Origin of the sequence: Enterobacter asburiae (assembly GCF_008080435.1) — a bacterium.
Taxonomy (GTDB): Bacteria; Pseudomonadota; Gammaproteobacteria; order Enterobacterales; family Enterobacteriaceae; genus Enterobacter; species Enterobacter asburiae_C.
This window is the reverse complement of sequence record NZ_VRKN01000021.1, coordinates 1-20,260: the sequence shown is the minus strand read 5'-3', so window position 1 is coordinate 20,260 and position 20,260 is coordinate 1. Positions and strand designations below refer to the sequence as shown.

Below are 20,260 nucleotides of genomic sequence, written 5' to 3'. Positions count from 1 at the left end.
AAGGCGATTAAATAAAAATTAATCACTAGTTGTTAGTTCAAACACAGAGATATACGCTATACATGTCAAACAAACCAACCTAAAGCACTAATCGCTTCAGGGAAATCGTCTCTTTTGTGTTCTTCTCAAGGAGTTCAGACATGTTCTCACCGCAATCACGCCTTCGCCATGCCGTGGCGGATACTTTCGCGATGGTTGTCTACTGTTCCGTTGTGAACATGCTGATCGAAATATTCCTCTCCGGAATGACCTTCGAGCAGTCACTTTCTTCTCGTCTGGTGGCGATCCCGGTAAATATTATTATTGCATGGCCTTACGGTTTATACCGCGATGCGGTAATGCGTTTCGCGCGTCGTATCAGCCCCGCAGGCTGGGTGAAAAACCTGGCGGACGTTCTGGCGTATGTGACGTTCCAGTCGCCGGTTTACGTGGCCATTCTGCTGACAGTGGGCGCAGACTGGCACCAGATCGCGGCGGCGGTCAGTTCGAATATTGTGATTTCAATGCTGATGGGTGCGGTATACGGCTATTTCCTCGACTACTGCCGCCGCCTGTTCAAGGTCAGCCAGTACAGCCAGGCAAAAGCGTGATGTGAGGCGACTGGCGGACGCCAGTCGCAAATTTACTGTACGTCGCCAAACAGTCCCTTCAAAAACCGCTCCAGCGCCATACGTGAGCTGAAGCCATGCGGAATACCATAATGCTCATGCCGTTCACCGCCTAAATAGAGCGGGAATTGCTGATAATGATCGCAGGTTTTAATATCCGAGGCAGGCTCAGCAAATGACAGACTTCTGTCTTTCAGCGTCGGGTGAATAATGAGAGCGGTACGTCCCATTCTTGCTTCGCGATTAACGTAAACATAATTCTCGCCACGGCGATATCCATACGCTTTTGATGTCACCTCATCCATGGTGAATCCCTCTTTTTCAAGAACGCGCGCCACCTCATCAGGTCGTAAATACATATCTCTTCCTCGTTATCTTTTCCTGCCCGGCCACCTTACAGTATTCAGCATTAGCAGGGCTTTCAGAATAATCCATAAACTGCCGGATAACGCGTGACGCGCTTCAGATATTAAATTTCTGAACTAAACTGAACGGGAACACAAAATTACGGAGGATCGTATGTTTAACAGACCGAACCGAAACGATATTAATGACGACGCTCAGGATATTCGTAATGATGTCAGCCAATTAGCGGACACGCTGGAAGAAGTGCTGAAGTCCTGGGGAACTGACGCGAAGGACGAAGCGGATGCCGCAAAACGTAAGGCTCAGTCTCTGCTCCGTGAAACCCGCGCGCGCTTGAACGGGCGTACGCGAACGACTCAGGCTGCCTGCGATGCGGTCAGCTGCGCAACGACCTTCGTGCGGGAAAAACCGCTCTGCACGCTGGGCACGGTCGCGGCCGTCGGGATCTTCGTCGGCGCCCTGCTTAGCCTGCGTAAATAACCCGCTCGCGCACGTTTATCTGCCCCGGTAGTCAATGGCTGCTGGGGCTTTTCTTTGCCTTCTCGCCTGAAAAACCCGCATAGCCTGCCTTGCCCCGTTGTGCTCATCACAGGGGCGACATTAATCTAAATTTCCCATATCTTGTATGGTTGAAACTTAAGACAACTACATCTAGTATTCCTTTTAGCAAGACACACACAACCTGACGCGATGACTCGCGCCGCACTCTCATTTTAAATGGAAATACGAATCATGAGCATTATTATTTACACCCGTAACGATTGTGTTCAGTGCCATGCAACAAAACGGGCAATGGAAAGCCGTGGCGTGGCGTTTGAGATGGTGAATGTTGACCAAGTACCCGAGGCCGCCGATACCCTGCGCAAGCAGGGTTTTCGTCAGCTTCCGGTGGTGGTCGCCGGGGAGACAAGCTGGTCTGGCTTTCGCCCGGACATGATTAACCGCCTCGCCGCGCAGGCCGCCCGGGCATGAGTGGGCTGGTTTTCTTCTCCAGCAGCTCGGAAAACACGCTCCGCTTTATTGAGCGCGTCGGGCTGCCTGCGGTGCGCATTCCGCTCAACGAGCGGGAGCGGATCCGGGTAGAGGAACCTTACATTCTGGTGGTGCCCAGCTATGGCGGAGGCGGTACAGCGGGCGCGGTGCCTCGCCAGGTGATCCGCTTTCTGAACGATCCTCATAACCGCGGGCTAATCCGCGGCGTTATCGCGGCGGGGAATCGCAATTTCGGCGACGCCTTTGGCCGCGCCGGGGATGTCATCTCTCAAAAATGCGGCGTGCCGTATCTCTATCGTTTTGAGCTGATGGGGACACAGCAGGACGTCGAAAACGTGCGTAAAGGAGTGAACGAATTTTGGCAACGACAACCGCAGAACGGGTGATTCAGGCGACACCGGATTACCACGCATTAAACGCGATGCTCAACCTCTACGATCGTCAGGGGCGCATTCAGTTTGATAAAGACAGTGAGGCGGTGGACGCCTTTTTCGCCGCCCACGTGCGGCCCAACAGTGTGACCTTCGCGAGCCAGAATGAACGACTCGACTATCTGGTTAACGAGGGCTACTACGAAGCACGCACGCTCACCCGCTACGACCGTGCCTTTGTAGTGAAGCTGTTTGAACGCGCGCACGCCAGCGGTTTTCGTTTCCAGACCTTCCTCGGCGCGTGGAAGTACTACACCAGCTACACCCTGAAGACCTTTGACGGTAAACGCTACTTAGAGAGCTTTGAAGATCGCGTAGTGATGGTGGCGCTGACGCTGGCGCAGGGTGATGAAGCGCTGGCGGAGCAGCTAACCGACGAGATCCTCTCCGGACGCTTCCAGCCCGCCACGCCGACCTTTCTCAACTGCGGCAAAGCCCAGCGCGGCGAGCTGGTTTCCTGCTTCCTGCTGCGTATCGAAGACAATATGGAGTCGATTGGCCGTGCGGTGAACTCTGCACTGCAGCTTTCCAAACGCGGCGGCGGCGTGGCGTTTCTGCTCTCTAACCTGCGTGAAGCGGGCGCGCCGATCAAGCGCATCGAAAACCAGTCCTCCGGCGTGATCCCGGTGATGAAGATGCTGGAAGATGTGTTCTCCTATGCTAACCAGCTTGGCGCACGTCAGGGTGCGGGGGCGGTTTACCTGCACGCGCACCATCCGGACATTCTGCGGTTTCTGGATACCAAACGCGAAAACGCCGACGAAAAAATCCGCATCAAAACCCTGTCGCTCGGCGTGGTGATCCCGGATATCACCTTTAAGCTTGCCAAAGAGAATGCCGACATGGCGCTCTTCTCACCGTATGACGTTGAGCGGATTTACGGCAAAGCCTTTGGCGACGTGGCCATCAGCGAGCTGTACGACGAACTGGTGGCCGACAATCGTATTCGCAAAAAGACCATCAACGCCCGCGATTTCTTCCAGACGCTTGCCGAAATTCAGTTTGAGTCCGGCTATCCGTACATCATGTATGAAGATACGGTGAACCGCGCGAACCCGATTGCCGGGCGCATCAACATGAGCAACCTGTGCTCGGAGATTCTGCAGGTCAACAGCGCGTCAGCCTACGACGAGAACCTGGACTACGCGGACATCGGCAAGGATATCTCCTGCAACCTCGGGTCGCTGAATATTGCCCACACCATGGATTCCCCCAACTTTAGCCGCACGGTGGAGACTGCCATTCGCGGGCTGACGGCGGTGTCGGACATGAGCCACATCCGCAGCGTGCCGTCTATTGAAGCGGGCAACGCCGCGTCGCACGCCATCGGGCTGGGGCAGATGAACCTGCACGGCTATCTGGCGCGGGAAGGCATCGCCTACGGCAGCCCGGAAGGGCTGGATTTCACCAACCTCTATTTCTACGCCATTACCTGGCACGCGCTGCACACCTCGATGATGCTGGCGCGCGAGCGCAACCAGCGGTTCGCGGGCTTTGAGCAGTCGCGCTACGCCAGCGGAGAGTATTTCAGCCAGTATCTGGAAGGCGACTGGCAGCCGAAAACCAAAAAAGTGCGCGAACTGTTTTACCGCGCGGGGATAACCCTGCCGACGCGCGAAATGTGGCAACAGCTGCGCGACGACGTGATGCGCTACGGCATTTATAACCAGAACCTGCAGGCCGTACCGCCGACCGGATCGATCTCCTACATCAATCACGCCACGTCGAGCATTCACCCGATCGTGTCGAAAATTGAAATTCGTAAGGAAGGCAAAACCGGGCGTGTTTACTACCCTGCCCCGTTTATGACCAATGAGAACCTGGCGCTGTATCAGGATGCGTATGAGATAGGCCCGGAAAAAATCATCGATACCTACGCGGAGGCGACAAAACATGTGGATCAGGGGCTGTCGCTGACGCTGTTCTTCCCGGACACCGCCACCACGCGGGATATCAACCGAGCGCAGATCTACGCCTGGAAGAAAGGCATCAAAACGCTCTACTACATTCGCCTGCGCCAGCTTGCGCTGGAAGGTACCGAAATTGAAGGCTGCGTGTCCTGCGCGCTGTAAGGAGAAAGGATGAAACTGTCACGCGTAAGTGCCGTTAACTGGAACAAAATCCAGGACGACAAAGACCTGGAGGTCTGGAACCGCCTGACCAGCAACTTCTGGCTGCCGGAAAAGGTTCCGCTCTCCAACGATATTCCGGCCTGGCAAACGCTCGGCCCCGCCGAACAGCAGCTGACGATCCGCGTCTTCACCGGCCTGACGCTGCTGGATACCATTCAGAACACCGTCGGTGCACCAGCTCTGATGAGCGACGCGCTGACGCCGCACGAAGAGGCGGTGATGTCGAACATCAGCTTTATGGAGGCGGTGCATGCCCGCTCCTACAGCTCGATTTTCTCCACCCTGTGCCAGACCAAAGACGTGGACGCGGCCTATTCCTGGAGTGAAGAGAGCGCGTCATTACAGCGAAAGGCGGAGCTGGTGCTGGCGTATTATCGGGCCGATGAACCGCTGAAGAAGAAGATCGCCAGCGTGTTCCTGGAATCCTTCCTCTTCTATTCCGGCTTCTGGCTGCCCATGTACTGGTCGAGCCGGGGCAAGCTGACCAACACCGCCGATTTGATTCGGCTCATCATTCGTGATGAAGCGGTGCACGGGTATTACATCGGGTATAAGTATCAGAAAGGGCTGGAGAAAGTCAGCGAGGCGAAGCGCGAGGAGCTTAAAGGCTTTGCGCTCGATTTACTGATGGATCTGTACGACAACGAGCTGCGCTATACCGAAGAGCTGTACGCAGGCACCGGCTGGGAGGACGACGTGAAGGCCTTCCTCTGCTACAACGCCAATAAAGCGCTGATGAACCTGGGTTACGACGCGCTTTTCCCGCCGGAGATGGCGGAGGTGAACCCGGCGATTCTGGCCGCGCTGTCACCCAATGCTGACGAAAATCACGATTTCTTCTCCGGATCTGGCTCATCGTATGTGATGGGCAAAGCGGTGGAAACCGAGGATGAAGACTGGGATTTTTAATGAACGCTAACGTTCGTTAATTTAATATAAACCCAACATTTCCCTCTCTAATATTTACAAAACAACTACACTGTAATTTCCACGTCATATTCGCCTGAATCATTCCGATTCAGGCGAAATTTCTCGATGCAGCAGCAAAAAATTGAGAAAAATTCAAACTGTCCTCAGCCCTTTATTCATGGGAAATTCAGCCATTTCGCTTACGCCAAAACTTCGCGCTCAGCTCGACACAGGGTTGTCTCAGATTCTCAGTATGTTAGGGTTATGCCCGTTAACAATTTACCATGGTAATCATATCGACATAAACAAATAACAGGACACTCTCTATTGCATGGCAATTAAATTAGAAGTGAAAAATCTTTATAAAGTATTTGGCGAGCACCCGCAGCGCGCATTCAAATATATTGAGAAAGGCCTTACGAAAGAGCAAATTCTGGAAAAAACCGGGCTATCGCTTGGCGTTAAAGACGCCAGTCTGGCCATTGAAGAAGGCGAGATTTTTGTCATCATGGGATTATCCGGTTCGGGTAAATCCACTATGGTTCGCCTTCTCAATCGCCTGATTGAACCCACCCGCGGACAGGTGCTGATTGACGGCGTGGATATCGCCAGAATATCAGACGCTGAGCTTCGCGAGGTGCGCAGAAAGAAGATCGCAATGGTGTTCCAGTCATTCGCGCTGATGCCGCACATGACGGTGCTGGATAATACCGCCTTTGGCATGGAATTAGCCGGCACGCCCGCTCAGGAACGTCAGGAAAAAGCCCTTGATGCACTGCGTCAGGTTGGGCTGGAAAATTATGCACATGCGTACCCGGATGAACTTTCTGGCGGTATGCGTCAGCGCGTAGGATTAGCCCGTGCATTAGCCATTAATCCAGACATATTATTAATGGATGAAGCCTTCTCAGCGCTGGATCCGTTAATTCGCACCGAGATGCAGGATGAGCTGGTAAAATTACAGGCTAAACATCAACGCACTGTTGTCTTTATTTCCCACGATCTGGATGAAGCTATGCGTATTGGCGACCGTATTGCCATTATGCAAAATGGTGAAGTGGTGCAGGTCGGCACGCCGGATGAAATTCTCAATAATCCGGCGAATGATTATGTGCGCACCTTCTTCCGCGGCGTGGATATTAGCCAGGTGTTTAGCGCCAAAGATATTGCCCGTCGGGCGCCAAACGGCATTATCCGTAAAACGCCAGGTTTCGGCCCGCGCTCCGCGCTTAAGCTGCTGCAGGACGAAGATCGTGAATACGGCTATCTGGTTGAACGCGGCAATAAATTTGTTGGCGTTGTCTCCATCGACTCCCTGAAAACCGCGCTTGGCGAAAACCGGGGAATCGATGCGGCGGTCATTGACGCTCCGCTTGCCGTGGACGCCGAAACGCCGCTAAGCGAGTTGCTCTCTCATGTGGGGCAGGCACCGTGTGCCGTGCCGGTAGTCGGTGAGGAACAACAGTACGTCGGCATCATCTCAAAACGCATGCTGCTGCAGGCTTTAGATCGCGAGGGGGCAAACAATGGCTGATCAATCTAACCCGTGGGGCACCACTGAGGCAGCGGACAACGCTGCGCAGTCCGCCGATGCGTGGGGTTCCACGCCTGCCCCTGCCGATGGCGGCGGCGCGGCAGACTGGCTGAACAGCGCACCCGCGCCTGCGCCAGAACATTTCAACATCATGGATCCGTTCCACAAAACGCTGATCCCGCTGGACAGCTGGGTCACGGAGGGGATCGACTGGGTGGTCACTCACTTCCGTCCGGTCTTCCAGGGGATCCGCATCCCGGTGGATTACATCCTGAACGGTTTCCAGCAACTGATGCTCGGCATGCCGGCGCCGGTGGCGATTATCCTGTTCTCCCTGATCGCCTGGCAGTTCGGTAGCGCAGGGATGGGGGTCGCGACGCTGATCTCACTGATTGCGATCGGTGCGATTGGCGCATGGTCTCAGGCGATGATCACCCTGGCGCTCGTGCTGACCGCCCTGCTCTTCTGCGTGGCGATCGGCCTGCCGATGGGGATCTGGCTGGCGCGCAGCCCGCGGGCGGCGAAGATTATTCGTCCGCTGCTGGATGCGATGCAGACCACCCCGGCGTTCGTTTATCTGGTGCCTATCGTGATGCTGTTCGGCATCGGCAACGTGCCGGGCGTGGTGGTGACCATTATCTTCGCCTTGCCGCCAATTATTCGTCTGACCATTCTGGGGATTAACCAGGTGCCTGCAGACCTGATCGAAGCGTCACGCTCGTTCGGTGCCAGCCCGCGCCAGATGCTGTTTAAAGTTCAGCTCCCGCTGGCGATGCCGACCATCATGGCGGGCGTTAACCAGACGCTGATGCTGGCCCTGTCGATGGTGGTGATTGCCTCGATGATTGCCGTTGGCGGTCTGGGTCAGATGGTGCTGCGCGGCATTGGCCGTCTCGACATGGGGCTGGCCACCGTCGGCGGCGTGGGCATCGTGATCCTCGCCATTATTCTTGACCGCCTGACCCAGGCCGTCGGTCGTGATTCACGCAGTCGCGGCAACCGTCGCTGGTATAGCACCGGCCCTGTCGGGTTACTCACCCGCCCTTTCACGAAATCAAAATAAGGAACAACGATGCGACATAACGTACTTTTTGCTACCGCGTTTGCCACCCTTGTCTCCACCAGCGCGTTTGCAGCAGACCTGCCGGGCAAAGGCATTACCGTGCAGCCGGTGCAGAGCACCATTTCGGAAGAGAGCTTCCAGACCCTGATCGTCAGCCGCGCGCTGGAGAAGCTGGGCTATACGGTCAACACGCCGAGCGAAGTGGATTACAACGTGGGCTATACCTCGATTGCCTCCGGTGACGCCACATTTACCGCGGTGAACTGGCAGCCGCTGCATGACGACATGTATGCCGCCGCCGGTGGCGACAAGAAATTCTATCGCGAAGGTACCTTCGTGACGGGTGCGGCGCAGGGTTATCTGATCGACAAGAAAACCGCCGATAAGTACCACATCACCAACATTGAACAGCTGAAGGATCCGAAGATCGCCAAACTGTTTGACACCAACGGTGACGGCAAGGCCGACATGATGGGCTGTTCACCGGGCTGGGGCTGTGAAGCGGTGATTAATCACCAGAACAAAGCCTTTGATCTGGCGAAGACCGTCGATGTGAACCACGGTAACTACTCCGCGATGATGGCTGACACCATTGCCCGCTTCAAAGAGGGTAAACCGGTGATCTACTACACCTGGACGCCGTATTGGGTGAGCGACGTGCTGAAGCCGGGTAAAGACGTGGTGTGGCTGCAGGTGCCGTTCTCTTCCCTGCCGGGCGAGCAGAAAGATATCGATACCAAACTGCCGAACGGCATGAACTACGGCTTCCCGGTGAACACGATGCATATCGTGGCTAACAAAGCCTGGGCTGAGAAAAACCCGGCGGCGGCGAAGTTGTTCTCGGTGATGAAGCTGCCGCTGGCGGACATCAATGCCCAGAACGCGATGATGCATGCGGGCAAATCGTCTGAAGCGGATGTTAAAGGCCACGTTGACGGCTGGATCAAAGCCCACCAGCAGCAGTTTGACGGCTGGGTGAAAGAGGCGCTTGCAGCGCAGAAGTAAAAACAAAACCCTACCCCTCACTCCGGCCCTCTCCCCAAAGGGGAGAGGGTGTAATCGTTCCCTCTCCCCTTTGGGGAGAGGGTTAGGGTGAGGGGATTAACCGCACAAACACACACATAACAATCCCCCAACATTCACAATCATTAGCTATTATGGTTTCCGGAAAAATAATCACTCAACTAACGATTCCTGAAACTAATGACAAAAACAACTCAGGGGCTTAGCCCCGCGCTCATCCTTTTAATGTCCGTGGCAACGGGTCTGGCAGTCGCCAGCAACTATTACGCGCAACCTCTTCTCGACACCATCGCCCGCGCGTTCAATCTCTCTGCCAGCTCCGCAGGTTTTATCGTCACCGCAGCACAGCTAGGCTATGCCGCCGGGCTGCTGTTCCTGGTACCGCTCGGCGATATGTTTGAACGTCGAATGCTGATCGTCTCCATGACCCTGCTGGCCGCCGGTGGGATGCTAATCACCGCCAGCAGCCAGTCGTTGACGATGATGATCGTCGGTACCGCGCTAACGGGGCTGTTCTCCGTGGTGGCGCAAATCCTGGTCCCGCTCGCCGCGACCCTCGCCTCCCCGGAAAAACGCGGCAAGGTGGTGGGCACTATCATGAGCGGCCTGCTGTTGGGGATTTTGCTGGCGCGTACCGTTGCCGGGCTGCTGGCAAGCCTCGGCGGCTGGCGCACCGTATACTGGGTGGCGAGCGTGCTGATGGTCGTCATGGCGCTGGCGCTGTGGCGCGGGTTGCCGAAAGTGAAGCAGGAAAACCACCTGAACTATCCGCAGCTGCTGGCCTCCGTTTTCAGTCTGTTCACCCAGGATAAGCTTCTGCGCACCCGTGCCCTGCTGGGCTGTTTTACCTTCGCTAACTTCAGCATTCTGTGGACGTCGATGGCATTTCTGCTGGCCGCGCCGCCGTTCAATTATTCCGAAGGGGTGATTGGCCTGTTCGGCCTGGCCGGTGCCGCAGGCGCGCTGGGCGCGCGTCCCGCTGGCGGGCTGGCCGACAAGGGCAAATCCCACTTGACCACCTCCGCAGGGCTGGTTTTACTTCTGCTCTCCTGGGCGGCGATCTGGTACGGACACATCTCGGTGCTGGCGCTGATCGTCGGTATCCTGGTACTCGATCTCACCGTTCAGGGCGTTCACATCACCAATCAGACCGTCATCTATCGCGTGAAGCCAGAGGCGCGTAACCGCCTGACGGCCGGATACATGACCAGCTACTTCATTGGCGGCGCTGCGGGTTCGCTCATTTCAGCGTCGGCGTGGCAGCATGCAGGCTGGTCGGGGGTATGCGCGATTGGGGCCATCGTCGCTACCCTCAACCTGCTAGTATGGTGGCGCGGTTATCACCGTCAGGATGCAATTAACTAACATTTACATTGAGTTGGCCTCTTAGGGTGTTAAGAGGCCCTTCACTCTGTTAATGTAAACGTAATCATTTATCCCAGAAATTTTAATGTGGGTGACATATTTACAATCGGCATGAATAGTTCAGATCCCCGTCCTCACATCCTCTCTTCAGCGGGTTCACACCCTACGCTTTCTGTGCTCACCGGGTCACGGACTTACCCGGCGCTTTCTGATGGTGACATAAGTTTGGCGGATATAACCGCACAAATAATTCATTTACATTATTTGTCACTATCGTTACTATATCGGCTGTAATTAATGAGGTTATGCCCAAATGGATAGTTCGTTTACGCCCATTGAACAAATGCTTAAATTCCGCGCCAGTCGCCATGAGGACTTCCCGTATCAGGAAATCCTGCTGACTCGCCTGTGCATGCACATGCAGGGTAAGCTACTGGAAAACCGTAATAAAATGCTGAAAGCTCAAGGGATTAACGAGACGTTGTTTATGGCGTTGATTACGCTGGAGTCTCAGGAAAATCACAGCATTCAGCCTTCCGAACTGAGCTGCGCGCTGGGCTCCTCCCGTACCAATGCGACCCGTATTGCCGATGAACTCGAAAAGCGCGGCTGGATTGAGCGCCGTGAAAGCGACAACGATCGCCGCTGCCTGCATCTGCAACTGACCGATAAAGGTCACCAGTTCCTGCGCGAGGTGCTGCCACCTCAGCACAATTGCCTGCACAAACTCTGGTCCGTCCTCAGCACCGCCGAGCGCGACCAGCTTGAGCACATCACTCGCAAGCTGCTCACCCGTCTGGACCAGATGGATGAAGACGGTGCCGTTCTTGAGGCGCTGCGCTAACGCGACGACACGCTCACCATTCCAGATTCATAAGAAAACCGACAGGCCAGCACGTCACACTGCTGGCCTTTCTGACAACAGGTCGGCTCAGCCGATGTGAAAATAAGAAGATCGTGGAGAACAACAATGAGCGCAAATGCGGAGAGCACTACCCCGCAGCAACCGGCCAACAAGAAAGGCAAACGTAAGAGCGCCCTTCTTCTGTTGACCTTGCTCTTTATCATTATTGCCGTGGCATATGGGATCTATTGGTTTTTAGTACTGCGTCATGCTGAAGAGACTGACGACGCGTACGTGGCAGGGAACCAGGTACAAATTATGGCGCAGGTGTCGGGCAGCGTGACGAAAGTCTGGGCTGACAATACCGACTTTGTGCAAAAAGGCGATGTGTTGGTGACCCTCGATCCAACCGACGCCCAGCAGGCGTTTGAAAAAGCACAGACCGCGCTGGCCTCCAGCGTCCGACAGACCCGCCAGCTGATGATCAACAGCAAACAGCTGCAGGCCAACATCGACGTGCAAAAAACGGCACTGGCGCAGGCGCAGAGCGACCTGAACCGCCGCGTTCCGCTCGGCTCGGCTAACCTGATTGGCCGTGAAGAGCTGCAGCACGCCCGCGATGCCGTTGCCAGCGCCCAAGCACAGCTGGATGTGGCCATTCAACAGTACAACGCCAACCAGGCGATGGTGCTGGGCACCAGCCTGGAAAACCAGCCCGCCGTACAGCAGTCGGCGACCGAAGTGCGCAACGCGTGGCTTGCCCTGCAGCGTACCAAAATCGTCAGCCCGATGACCGGCTACGTATCCCGTCGTTCCGTCCAGCCAGGGGCGCAGATTAGCCCAACCACGCCGCTGATGGCGGTCGTGCCGGCAGACAATCTGTGGGTAGACGCCAACTTTAAAGAGACGCAGCTTGCCCATATGCGTATCGGCCAGACCGCGACGGTTGTCAGCGACATCTACGGCGATGACGTGAAGTACACCGGTAAAGTGGTCGGTCTGGATATGGGGACCGGCAGCGCCTTCTCCCTGTTGCCTGCGCAAAACGCCACCGGTAACTGGATCAAAGTGGTTCAGCGTCTGCCTGTGCGTATTGAACTGGATGCCAAACAGCTGGCAGATCACCCGCTGCGTATTGGCCTTTCCACGCTGGTGACGGTCGACACCGCCAACCGCGACGGTCAGATCCTGGCAAGCCAGGTGCGTAGCAGCCCGGCTTATGAAAGTAACGCCCGTGAAATTAGCCTCGATCCGGTCAACAAGCTGATCGATGACATCGTGAAGGCAAACGCCGGTTAATCCGAAGGTGAGCGTTATGCAACAGCAAAAGCCGCAAAAACCGCTGGAAGGCGCGCAGCTGGTCATTATGACCATTGCGCTGTCGCTGGCGACATTCATGCAGGTGCTGGACTCCACCATCGCAAACGTGGCGATCCCGACCATCGCCGGTAACCTTGGCTCGTCGCTGAGCCAGGGGACCTGGGTCATTACCTCGTTTGGGGTGGCAAACGCCATCTCCATTCCGATTACCGGCTGGCTGGCAAAGCGCGTCGGTGAAGTGAAGCTGTTCCTCTGGTCGACGGTATTGTTCGTTCTTGCCTCCTGGGCGTGCGGCATGTCCAGCAGCCTGACGATGCTGATCTTCTTCCGCGTCATTCAGGGGATTGTGGCCGGGCCGTTGATTCCGCTGTCGCAGAGTTTACTGCTTAACAACTACCCGCCCGCCAAACGCTCGATTGCGCTGGCACTGTGGTCAATGACCGTGATTGTTGCGCCGATTTGCGGGCCTATCTTAGGTGGCTATATCAGCGACAACTATCACTGGGGCTGGATCTTCTTTATCAACGTACCGATTGGCGCCATCGTGGTAATGCTGACGCTCCAGTCGCTGCGCGGCAGAGAAACCCGGACGGAACAGCGGCGTATCGACGCCATTGGTCTGGCATTGCTGGTTGTCGGCATCGGTAGCCTGCAGGTCATGCTCGACCAGGGCAAAGAGCTGGACTGGTTCAACTCCCGGGAGATCATCATCCTGACGATTGTCGCGGTGGTGTCGCTGAGCTTCCTGATTGTCTGGGAGCTGACGGACGATAACCCGATAGTCGACCTCTCGCTCTTCAAGTCGCGGAACTTCACCATAGGCTGTCTGTGTATCAGCCTCGCCTACATGCTCTACTTCGGCGCGATTGTACTGCTGCCGCAGCTGTTGCAGGAGGTATACGGCTACACCGCAACCTGGGCAGGTTTAGCCTCGGCGCCGGTTGGATTGATTCCGGTTCTGCTGTCGCCGATTATTGGCCGCTTCGCCCATAAGCTCGACATGCGCAGGCTGGTGACGTTCAGCTTTATCATGTACGCCGTGTGCTTCTACTGGCGCGCGTATACGTTCGAACCGGGAATGGACTTTGGCGCGTCCGCGTGGCCGCAGTTTATTCAGGGCTTTGCCGTGGCGTGTTTCTTTATGCCACTGACCACCATCACGCTTTCCGGTTTACCGCCTGAGCGCATGGCGGCGGCATCAAGCCTGTCGAACTTTACGCGAACGCTGGCGGGCTCCATCGGGACGTCGATTACCACCACCCTGTGGACGAACCGTGAATCGATGCACCATGCGCAGTTGACCGAAGCGGTGAACCCGTTCAACCCTAACGCTCAGCAAATGTATAGCCAGCTTGAGGGGATGGGAATGACGGAGCAGCAGGCGTCCGGCTGGATTGCCCAGCAGATCACTAACCAGGGGCTGATTATCTCGGCAAACGAGATTTTCTGGATATCGGCAGGGATATTTATCGTCCTGCTGGGGCTGGTGTGGTTTGCCAGACCGCCGTTCGGTGCCGGCGGCGGCGGCGGTGGGGCGCACTAGTCCTGTGCGACGGTTGCCCGGTGGCGCTGCGCTTACCGGGCCTACGAACGTAGGCCGGATAAGGCGTAGCCGCCATCCGGCAAAACACCGCCCCGGTTGTCCAGAACGCGACAGCGATTGTCAGTTCCGATAAAGCAGCGCTCCTGAAATCCCATCACGATAGTGAAAAGACAACAGGAGCGCATCATGCTGAACACACCCGCAGACAAATACCAACCCTATCCTGCCATTTCCCTGCCGGACCGCCGCTGGCCGGAGCAATGCATCACCCGCGCGCCGCGCTGGCTCTCAACCGACTTACGCGACGGCAACCAGGCCCTTGCCGAGCCGATGGACAGCACGCGCAAGCTGCAGTTCTGGGATCTGCTGCTGAACTGTGGCTTTAAAGAGATCGAGGTCGCCTTTCCTTCCGCTTCGCAAACGGATTTCAACTTTGTTCGCCAGCTGATTGAAGAAAACCGCATCCCGGATGACGTCACGATTCAGGTGTTAACCCAGGCGCGGGAAGATCTCATTCATCGCACCTTTGAGTCACTGCGCGGCGCGAAACAGGCCACCGTCCATCTGTATAACGCCACCGCCCCGCTGTTCCGCCGCCTGGTGTTCGGCATGGAGAAAGCGCAAATCGTCGAGCTGGCGACGCGCTCCACGCGGCTTATTCGTCAGCTGTGTGAAGAGAACCCGGACACCCGCTGGCAGTATGAGTATTCACCGGAGACCTTCTGCTTTACCGAACCGGAGTTTGCACTGGAGATTTGTGAAGCCGTGGCGGAGATCTGGCAGCCGTGCGATGCGCGTCCGATGATCGTCAACTTACCCGCCACCGTCGAAGTGAGCACGCCAAACGTCTATGCCGATCAGATCGAGTATTTCTGCCGCCACTTCAGCCGCCGTCGTGATGTCTGCATCAGCGTGCATCCGCATAACGATCGCGGTACCGGCGTTGCCAGCGCGGAGCTGGCCGTGATGGCGGGGGCCGACCGTGTGGAAGGCTGCCTGTTTGGCAACGGGGAACGCACGGGCAACGTCTGCCTGGTGACGCTGGCGATGAATCTCTACAGCCAGGGCGTTAGCCCGAATCTGGACTTTAGCGATATGAATCAGGTGGTGGAAGTGGTGGAAGCCTGCAACCAGCTGCCAGTGCACCCGCGCCATCCGTGGGCAGGACGGCTGGCCTATACCGCTTTCTCCGGCTCGCACCAGGACGCGATCAAAAAAGGCTTTGATGCCCGCAGGCCTGGTGAGCGCTGGGAGATGCCCTATCTGCCCGTCGATCCCCAGGATATCGGCTGCACTTACGAAGCGGTGATCCGCGTGAACAGCCAGTCCGGGAAAAGCGGCAGCGCGTGGCTCATCGAACAGAATCATGGTCTGAAATTACCCCGCGCCCTGCAGCAGGATTTCAGCCAGCATGTGCAGCAGGAAACCGATCGCCACGGGAAAGAGATGACGCAGAATGCGCTTTGGCAGCTGTTCCGTACCCGCTACGGCCTGGTGGCCACGCCGCAATTTGCCCTGCAATCCTACCGCAGCGACAGCCAGCAGGACGGTCAGCTGCGCTTAACGGCAAGCATCGCCACGCAAGGAGGAACGCGTCAGCTTGAAGGTCAGGGTAATGGTCTGCTCTCCGCCGCCGCTCACGGCCTGGGTCGCTGGGTCAACGCCCCGTTCGTGATTAAGGATTATCACGAGCATACGTTAGGCGAACGCAGCGACAGCCGCTCTGTGGCCTACATTCGCTGCCTGTTCCAGGACGGCAGCAGCCGCTGGGGCGTGGGCATTGACAGCGACGTGGCGCGCGCGTCGCTTCAGGCGCTGTTTAACGCCGTCAGTCGTTCTTAAAATAATCGCTGGGGGAGACGCCCATCACCCGGCGGAACATCGCCGTAAAGGCGCTGTGGCTGCCGTAACCCAGATCCAGCGCCACGCGTAATACCGGCTGGCCCTGCGCCAGCCGCACTAAGGCTTCCAGCAGGCGCGCCCTTCTCACCCACTCGCCGTAGCTTAAGCCTGCCTGCTGCTGAAAGTGGCGGTTCAGGGTGCGCTCGCTCATGTTCATCATGCTCGCGGCCTGCGCGCTGCTCCAGCTTTCCCCTGCGTTTTGCCGGATTTGCAGACACAGGTGACGTAACGCCTCACTTTCCGGCTCCGGCAGATGAAAAGGCAGCACCGGCATAGTGCGGATTTCATCGAGAATGAGCTCATAGACACGTTCATCCCGGCTTCCGGGTGAGTACGATTCAGGTAAAACAAGGGAGACGAGAATCAGCTCGCGTAACAGCGGCGAGATCTGCACGATCTGGCAGGTGGCCGGGAGATCGGCCCGCGCCAGCGGATCGATGAACAGCGTTCGCGCCGCCACGTTGCCGGTGATGCGAAGCGAGTGGCGGGTCCCCGCCGGTAGCCAGACTCCGCGACCGGGAGGCACAACCCAACAGCCCGATGCGGTATCCACCCGTACCACGCCGCTCAGGGTGTGCAACAGTTGCGCGCAGTCGTGCTCATGCCACGGCTCGCTGTCACCATGAACGTAATCATGGGCAAACGGCACGAGGGGACGATGGGTAAAGGAGAAGGTTGCGGTTGTGGTCATGGGATTAAACCACCCTCACCCTACCCTCTCCCTGAGGGAGAGGGAAAAGGTGCACTAGATGTGCAGTTCCTGCAGTTTTTCTTTTGGCAGGGCCAGCTCTTCGTTGCTGTTCACGCGAACATCACGCTCGATGATGTGACGTGCGATTTCCTGCGCTTCTTCCAGTGAGTGCATCTGGTAAGTCCCGCACTGGTAAACGTTCAGCTCTGGGATCTGGTTTTGCTCTTTCACCTTCAGCACGTCTTCCATCGCCGCTTTCCACGCATCCGCGACGCGTTTCTCTTCTGGCTGGCCGATCAGGCTCATGTAGAAACCGGTACGGCAGCCCATCGGAGAAATGTCGATGATCTCAACGCCGTTGCCGTTCAGATGGTCACGCATGAAACCGGCGAACAGGTGTTCCAGGGTATGAATGCCTTTCTCTGGCATCACTTCTTTATTTGGTACGCAGAAACGCAGATCGAAGACGGTGATCGTGTCGCCGTGCGGGGTGTGCATGGTCTTCGCCACGCGTACTGCAGGTGCTTCCATACGGGTATGGTCGACAGTAAAGCTATCTAATAACGGCATACGTCACCTCCGATAGTGATTTTTTTTAAAATAAACTGAACTCTTCTACAGAATGCGCGTCTGAGTATATGAAAGACGCGCATTTGTTATCATCATCCCTGAATTCAGAGATGTATATTTTGGCCACAGCGATGTGGCCTTTTTCTTTTCTGCTTAAGCCTGCTTCGCCAGAAACGCCTCAAACGACTCGGTATCCGCCGCTTCAACCTCTTTCTGACGCACAACGGACGCATCGCGTTCCGCTACAAAATCCGCTTCGCTCAGCACTTCTAACGGCTCATGCATCAGCATCTCACGGTACTCCGCTGAGAGTGAACGCCCCGTGCCGCCAATGCCCTGATCAATCATAGAACGCAGAATGCGTGCTGAGAACGTCAGTTCCGGATTATCAAAACATTCCACCAGCTGGTCGCAGATTTGTTGATACGCGTCGCCGCCGTCGATGCTGTCCATGGTCCGGGCAACACGCTTCAGGTCACGGAACAGATCTTTGCCGACTTTGGTCAGCGGGAACTGTGCCGTTTCGCAGCCGATACCCAGCGTCAGACCCGGTTTACGCCCTTCCAGAATCACGCGGTTCCAGTTTGTACGGGTGCAGAGCAGTTCGTCTGAACTCATTTCCGGCGCATCCGCCAGCACGCACCAGACCATAAACAGATCCAGGAAGCGAATCTGCTGTTCATCAACGCCAATCGGTGAGAACGGGTTGATATCCAGCGAGCGTACTTCAATGTATTCAATCCCGCCGCGCTGCAGCGCATCCGACGGGGTTTCACCGCTGCGCGTTACGCGCTTAGGACGAATAGGCGCATACAGCTCGTTTTCAATCTGCAGCACATTGCTGTTGATTTGCAGGCGCTTGCCGTCTTTTTCGAGGCCGATTTTCTCGTACTCTTCCGACGGGGTTTTGATCGCCCGCTTCAATCCTGCCACATATTCGTGCAATTCGTTAAACGTAATACCGAGATTGCTTTGCGATTTATTGGTATAACCGAGATCGCTCAGGCGCAGAGAGGTGGCGTACGGGAGATAGTACATTCCGCATTCGGTCTTCTCGAACGGCAGCGTGGTCGGTTTCCCCTGCAGGAACGAAGAGCAGATCGCCGGGGAGGCACCAAACAGATACGGGATCACCCAACCGAAACGGTAATAGTTGCGGATCAGGCGGAAGTAGCCTTCAGAGATCGCGTCTTTATCCGTTTCACCGCATTTCGCCTGCCAGAACGCCATTGGCAACGAGAAGTTGTAATGCACGCCCGAAATCGTCTGCATCAACGCGCCGTAGCGGTTTTTCAACCCTTCGCGATAGAGCGTTTTCAGCCGACCGATATTTGACGTGCCGTACTGCGCCAGCTCAATCTCCTGACCCTGCTCGATATAGCACGGCATGCTGAGGGGCCACATACGTTCATCGCCCATGTTGCGCGCGGTGTAACGATGGATATCGCGCATGATCGTCAGCATATGATCAATATCACCCTCTACTGGCGTGATGAACTCCAGCAGTGCTTCAGCGAAATCGGTTGTGATCCATTTATGTGTCAGCGCCGAGCCTAACGCCTTCGGGTGACCCGTCGTCGCTAAGCTACCGTCCGCGTTAACGCGCAGCGTTTCACGCTCAAGACCACGCTGAATACCCTTCAATGCCTGAGGGTGGTTTTCCAGCCAGGCCAGCGCCTGAGATACGTCCGGGATCAAATTGACCTCCCGCCTGTCAAAGTAATGTTACTCAGCATAATTGTAATGGTTGACGATTGAAGGTCGCGTATTCATTCCACCAATTAGTGCCACCACGTCATACCCTGTAGTGTTGCCCACGCCACGAGAACATAGCGCAACGCCTTGCCAAGGCACAAAAAAAAGAGCACCGGTCCCCAGGAGATGCGCATCCATCCCGCCAGCAGACACAGTAAATCGCCTATTACAGGCATCCAGCTTAATAACAGCGTGGCAGCGCCATAGCGTTTTAGCCAGCCGACTGCCTTTTCCTGCCAGCGCGATTTTTCGCGCAGCGGAAAGAAACGCCCAAGAATAACGTTAGTCAGCCCTCCAAGGCTATTACCCATTGTTGCTATTAATACCAGCAACCAGGGCTGACTCACGCCGGACAACAGCATCGCCACCAGCACCACTTCCGAATTTCCCGGTAACAGCGTGGCGCTTAAAAAACTGCTGGCGAATAATGAGGCGAGTGACAGCGCGTCACTCACAGTAAGCGCACATCCACCGCATCCATTCCGGCATCACGCGCGGCCTGAATACCAAAATCGGCATCTTCAAACACGACACATTTTGCCGCCGGGACGCCCATTAACTCTGCGCAAAGCAGGAAGGTGTCCGGTGCGGGCTTGTGATGTTTAACATGATCGGCGGCCACCACGGCAGAAAAATAGTGGCGCAGGCCAAGATGGTTGAGTAGCGCCTCAGCAATCGCACTTTCGCTGCCTGTTCCTACCGACATCGGGCGACGCCCGTGCCACTCTTTTACCACATTAATCAGCGGCAGAGGGCGTACGGTATCTAAAAGCATGGCTTTTACCGCATCGGTTTTTTCGCGCGCGAGCAGGTGCGGGTCGAGATCGGCCTGATTCAGTTCAATCACGGCCTGTGCAATACGCCAGGTGGGGGATCCGTTGAGGGCAATCATCGCCTGAAGATCGAAACGCATACCGTAGCGGCCCAGAACGTCAGTCCAGGCTTGACGATGCGTGGGTTCGGTATCCAGGAGAGTGCCGTCCATATCGAAGATCAAACCGTCATACTGTGCGTACATCGTGCTCTCGCTAAACGATTAACAAAGCATTACTTTATCGTAAATGGTGATTTTTGTCGCTGATTGAGAGTGTGATTGCTGACGGAACGTCGAAGGAATAAACAAAGAAGGAGAAGATGGTGCATCCGGGAGGATTCGAACCTCCGACCGCTCGGTTCGTAGCCGAGTACTCTATCCAGCTGAGCTACGGATG

The 20,260-nt window shown here is 56.1% G+C and carries 20 protein-coding genes; 14 read left to right on the top strand and 6 right to left on the bottom strand.

The window, feature by feature from the left end:
* The first annotated feature begins 140 nt into the window (after nucleotides 1–140).
* Complete coding sequence (gene alaE / locus FU672_RS22545; protein WP_023617655.1) at nucleotides 141–590, top strand: L-alanine exporter AlaE; 450 nt, start codon at nucleotides 141–143, stop codon at nucleotides 588–590.
* 32 nt (nucleotides 591–622) lie between these two features.
* Here the strand turns inward: alaE and FU672_RS22540 are convergent, their stop codons facing one another.
* Nucleotides 623–967: a DUF2002 family protein gene (locus FU672_RS22540; protein ID WP_023333165.1), complete on the bottom strand. Its 345-nt coding sequence runs from the start codon at nucleotides 965–967 to the stop codon at nucleotides 623–625.
* 160 nt (nucleotides 968–1,127) lie between these two features.
* Here FU672_RS22540 and FU672_RS22535 point away from each other — a divergent pair, with 160 nt between their 5' ends.
* The 13 genes from FU672_RS22535 (at nucleotide 1,128) to leuA (ending at nucleotide 15,973) form a co-directional block, all read left to right on the top strand.
* A complete protein-coding gene (locus FU672_RS22535; RefSeq protein WP_023333166.1) occupies nucleotides 1,128–1,454 on the top strand; it encodes an ElaB/YgaM/YqjD family protein in 327 nt (108 codons plus the stop codon).
* Between the two features lie 252 nt (nucleotides 1,455–1,706).
* Nucleotides 1,707–1,946, top strand: coding sequence for a glutaredoxin-like protein NrdH (gene nrdH / locus FU672_RS22530; RefSeq protein ID WP_148244891.1), 240 nt, complete (start codon nucleotides 1,707–1,709; stop codon nucleotides 1,944–1,946).
* Nucleotides 1,943–2,353 carry a class Ib ribonucleoside-diphosphate reductase assembly flavoprotein NrdI gene (gene nrdI, locus FU672_RS22525; protein WP_021241965.1) on the top strand — a complete coding sequence of 137 codons (411 nt, stop codon included), beginning with the start codon at nucleotides 1,943–1,945 and terminating at the stop codon, nucleotides 2,351–2,353. Before nrdH ends, nrdI begins: the two co-directional genes overlap by 4 nt.
* Nucleotides 2,326–4,470, top strand: a complete 2,145-nt coding sequence (gene nrdE, locus FU672_RS22520) for a class 1b ribonucleoside-diphosphate reductase subunit alpha (protein ID WP_148244890.1) — start codon at nucleotides 2,326–2,328, stop codon at nucleotides 4,468–4,470. The genes nrdI and nrdE overlap by 28 nt, the downstream gene beginning before the upstream one ends.
* Nucleotides 4,471–4,479: 9 nt before the next feature.
* Nucleotides 4,480–5,439, top strand: a complete 960-nt coding sequence (gene nrdF / locus FU672_RS22515) for a class 1b ribonucleoside-diphosphate reductase subunit beta (RefSeq protein ID WP_148244889.1) — start codon at nucleotides 4,480–4,482, stop codon at nucleotides 5,437–5,439.
* Between the two features lie 331 nt (nucleotides 5,440–5,770).
* Nucleotides 5,771–6,973, top strand: a complete 1,203-nt coding sequence (gene proV / locus FU672_RS22510; protein ID WP_148244888.1) for a glycine betaine/L-proline ABC transporter ATP-binding protein ProV — start codon at nucleotides 5,771–5,773, stop codon at nucleotides 6,971–6,973.
* Nucleotides 6,966–8,036 carry a glycine betaine/L-proline ABC transporter permease ProW gene (gene proW / locus FU672_RS22505; protein ID WP_148244887.1) on the top strand — a complete coding sequence of 357 codons (1,071 nt, stop codon included), beginning with the start codon at nucleotides 6,966–6,968 and terminating at the stop codon, nucleotides 8,034–8,036. The genes proV and proW overlap by 8 nt, the downstream gene beginning before the upstream one ends.
* 9 nt (nucleotides 8,037–8,045) lie before the next feature.
* The gene (proX, locus tag FU672_RS22500; protein WP_148244886.1) at nucleotides 8,046–9,041 is read left to right on the top strand and encodes a glycine betaine/L-proline ABC transporter substrate-binding protein ProX; all 996 of its coding nucleotides are present in this window, start codon (nucleotides 8,046–8,048) and stop codon (nucleotides 9,039–9,041) included.
* Nucleotides 9,042–9,239: 198 nt separating this feature from the next.
* The gene (locus FU672_RS22495; RefSeq protein ID WP_045889178.1) at nucleotides 9,240–10,424 is read left to right on the top strand and encodes an MFS transporter; all 1,185 of its coding nucleotides are present in this window, start codon (nucleotides 9,240–9,242) and stop codon (nucleotides 10,422–10,424) included.
* A gap of 313 nt (nucleotides 10,425–10,737) precedes the next feature.
* The gene (gene mprA, locus FU672_RS22490) at nucleotides 10,738–11,268 is read left to right on the top strand and encodes a transcriptional repressor MprA (protein ID WP_023333174.1); all 531 of its coding nucleotides are present in this window, start codon (nucleotides 10,738–10,740) and stop codon (nucleotides 11,266–11,268) included.
* Between the two features lie 126 nt (nucleotides 11,269–11,394).
* Nucleotides 11,395–12,567: a multidrug efflux MFS transporter periplasmic adaptor subunit EmrA gene (gene emrA / locus FU672_RS22485; RefSeq protein ID WP_148244885.1), complete on the top strand. Its 1,173-nt coding sequence runs from the start codon at nucleotides 11,395–11,397 to the stop codon at nucleotides 12,565–12,567.
* Between the two features lie 16 nt (nucleotides 12,568–12,583).
* Nucleotides 12,584–14,131: a multidrug efflux MFS transporter permease subunit EmrB gene (emrB, locus tag FU672_RS22480; protein WP_148244884.1), complete on the top strand. Its 1,548-nt coding sequence runs from the start codon at nucleotides 12,584–12,586 to the stop codon at nucleotides 14,129–14,131.
* 186 nt (nucleotides 14,132–14,317) lie between these two features.
* Entirely contained in the window at nucleotides 14,318–15,973 is a 1,656-nt protein-coding gene (gene leuA, locus FU672_RS22475) for a 2-isopropylmalate synthase (protein WP_148244883.1), read from the top strand.
* Here the strand turns inward: leuA and FU672_RS22470 are convergent.
* From FU672_RS22470 to yqaB, 5 genes are all read right to left on the bottom strand, one after another.
* Nucleotides 15,960–16,724: an AraC family transcriptional regulator gene (locus tag FU672_RS22470; RefSeq protein ID WP_148244882.1), complete on the bottom strand. Its 765-nt coding sequence runs from the start codon at nucleotides 16,722–16,724 to the stop codon at nucleotides 15,960–15,962. The two genes, leuA and FU672_RS22470, sit on opposite strands and share 14 nt — an antisense overlap.
* Nucleotides 16,725–16,778: 54 nt before the next feature.
* On the bottom strand, nucleotides 16,779–17,294 hold the full coding sequence (gene luxS / locus FU672_RS22465) for an S-ribosylhomocysteine lyase (RefSeq protein ID WP_008499539.1): 516 nt from the start codon (nucleotides 17,292–17,294) through the stop codon (nucleotides 16,779–16,781).
* Nucleotides 17,295–17,447: 153 nt separating this feature from the next.
* The gene (gshA, locus tag FU672_RS22460) at nucleotides 17,448–18,992 is read right to left on the bottom strand and encodes a glutamate--cysteine ligase (RefSeq protein ID WP_148244881.1); all 1,545 of its coding nucleotides are present in this window, start codon (nucleotides 18,990–18,992) and stop codon (nucleotides 17,448–17,450) included.
* Nucleotides 18,993–19,075: 83 nt separating this feature from the next.
* The gene (locus FU672_RS22455) at nucleotides 19,076–19,504 is read right to left on the bottom strand and encodes a YqaA family protein (protein WP_008499541.1); all 429 of its coding nucleotides are present in this window, start codon (nucleotides 19,502–19,504) and stop codon (nucleotides 19,076–19,078) included.
* Nucleotides 19,501–20,067 carry a fructose-1-phosphate/6-phosphogluconate phosphatase gene (yqaB, locus tag FU672_RS22450; RefSeq protein ID WP_048029247.1) on the bottom strand — a complete coding sequence of 189 codons (567 nt, stop codon included), beginning with the start codon at nucleotides 20,065–20,067 and terminating at the stop codon, nucleotides 19,501–19,503. The genes FU672_RS22455 and yqaB overlap by 4 nt, the downstream gene beginning before the upstream one ends.
* Between the last annotated feature and the right edge of the window lie 193 nt (nucleotides 20,068–20,260).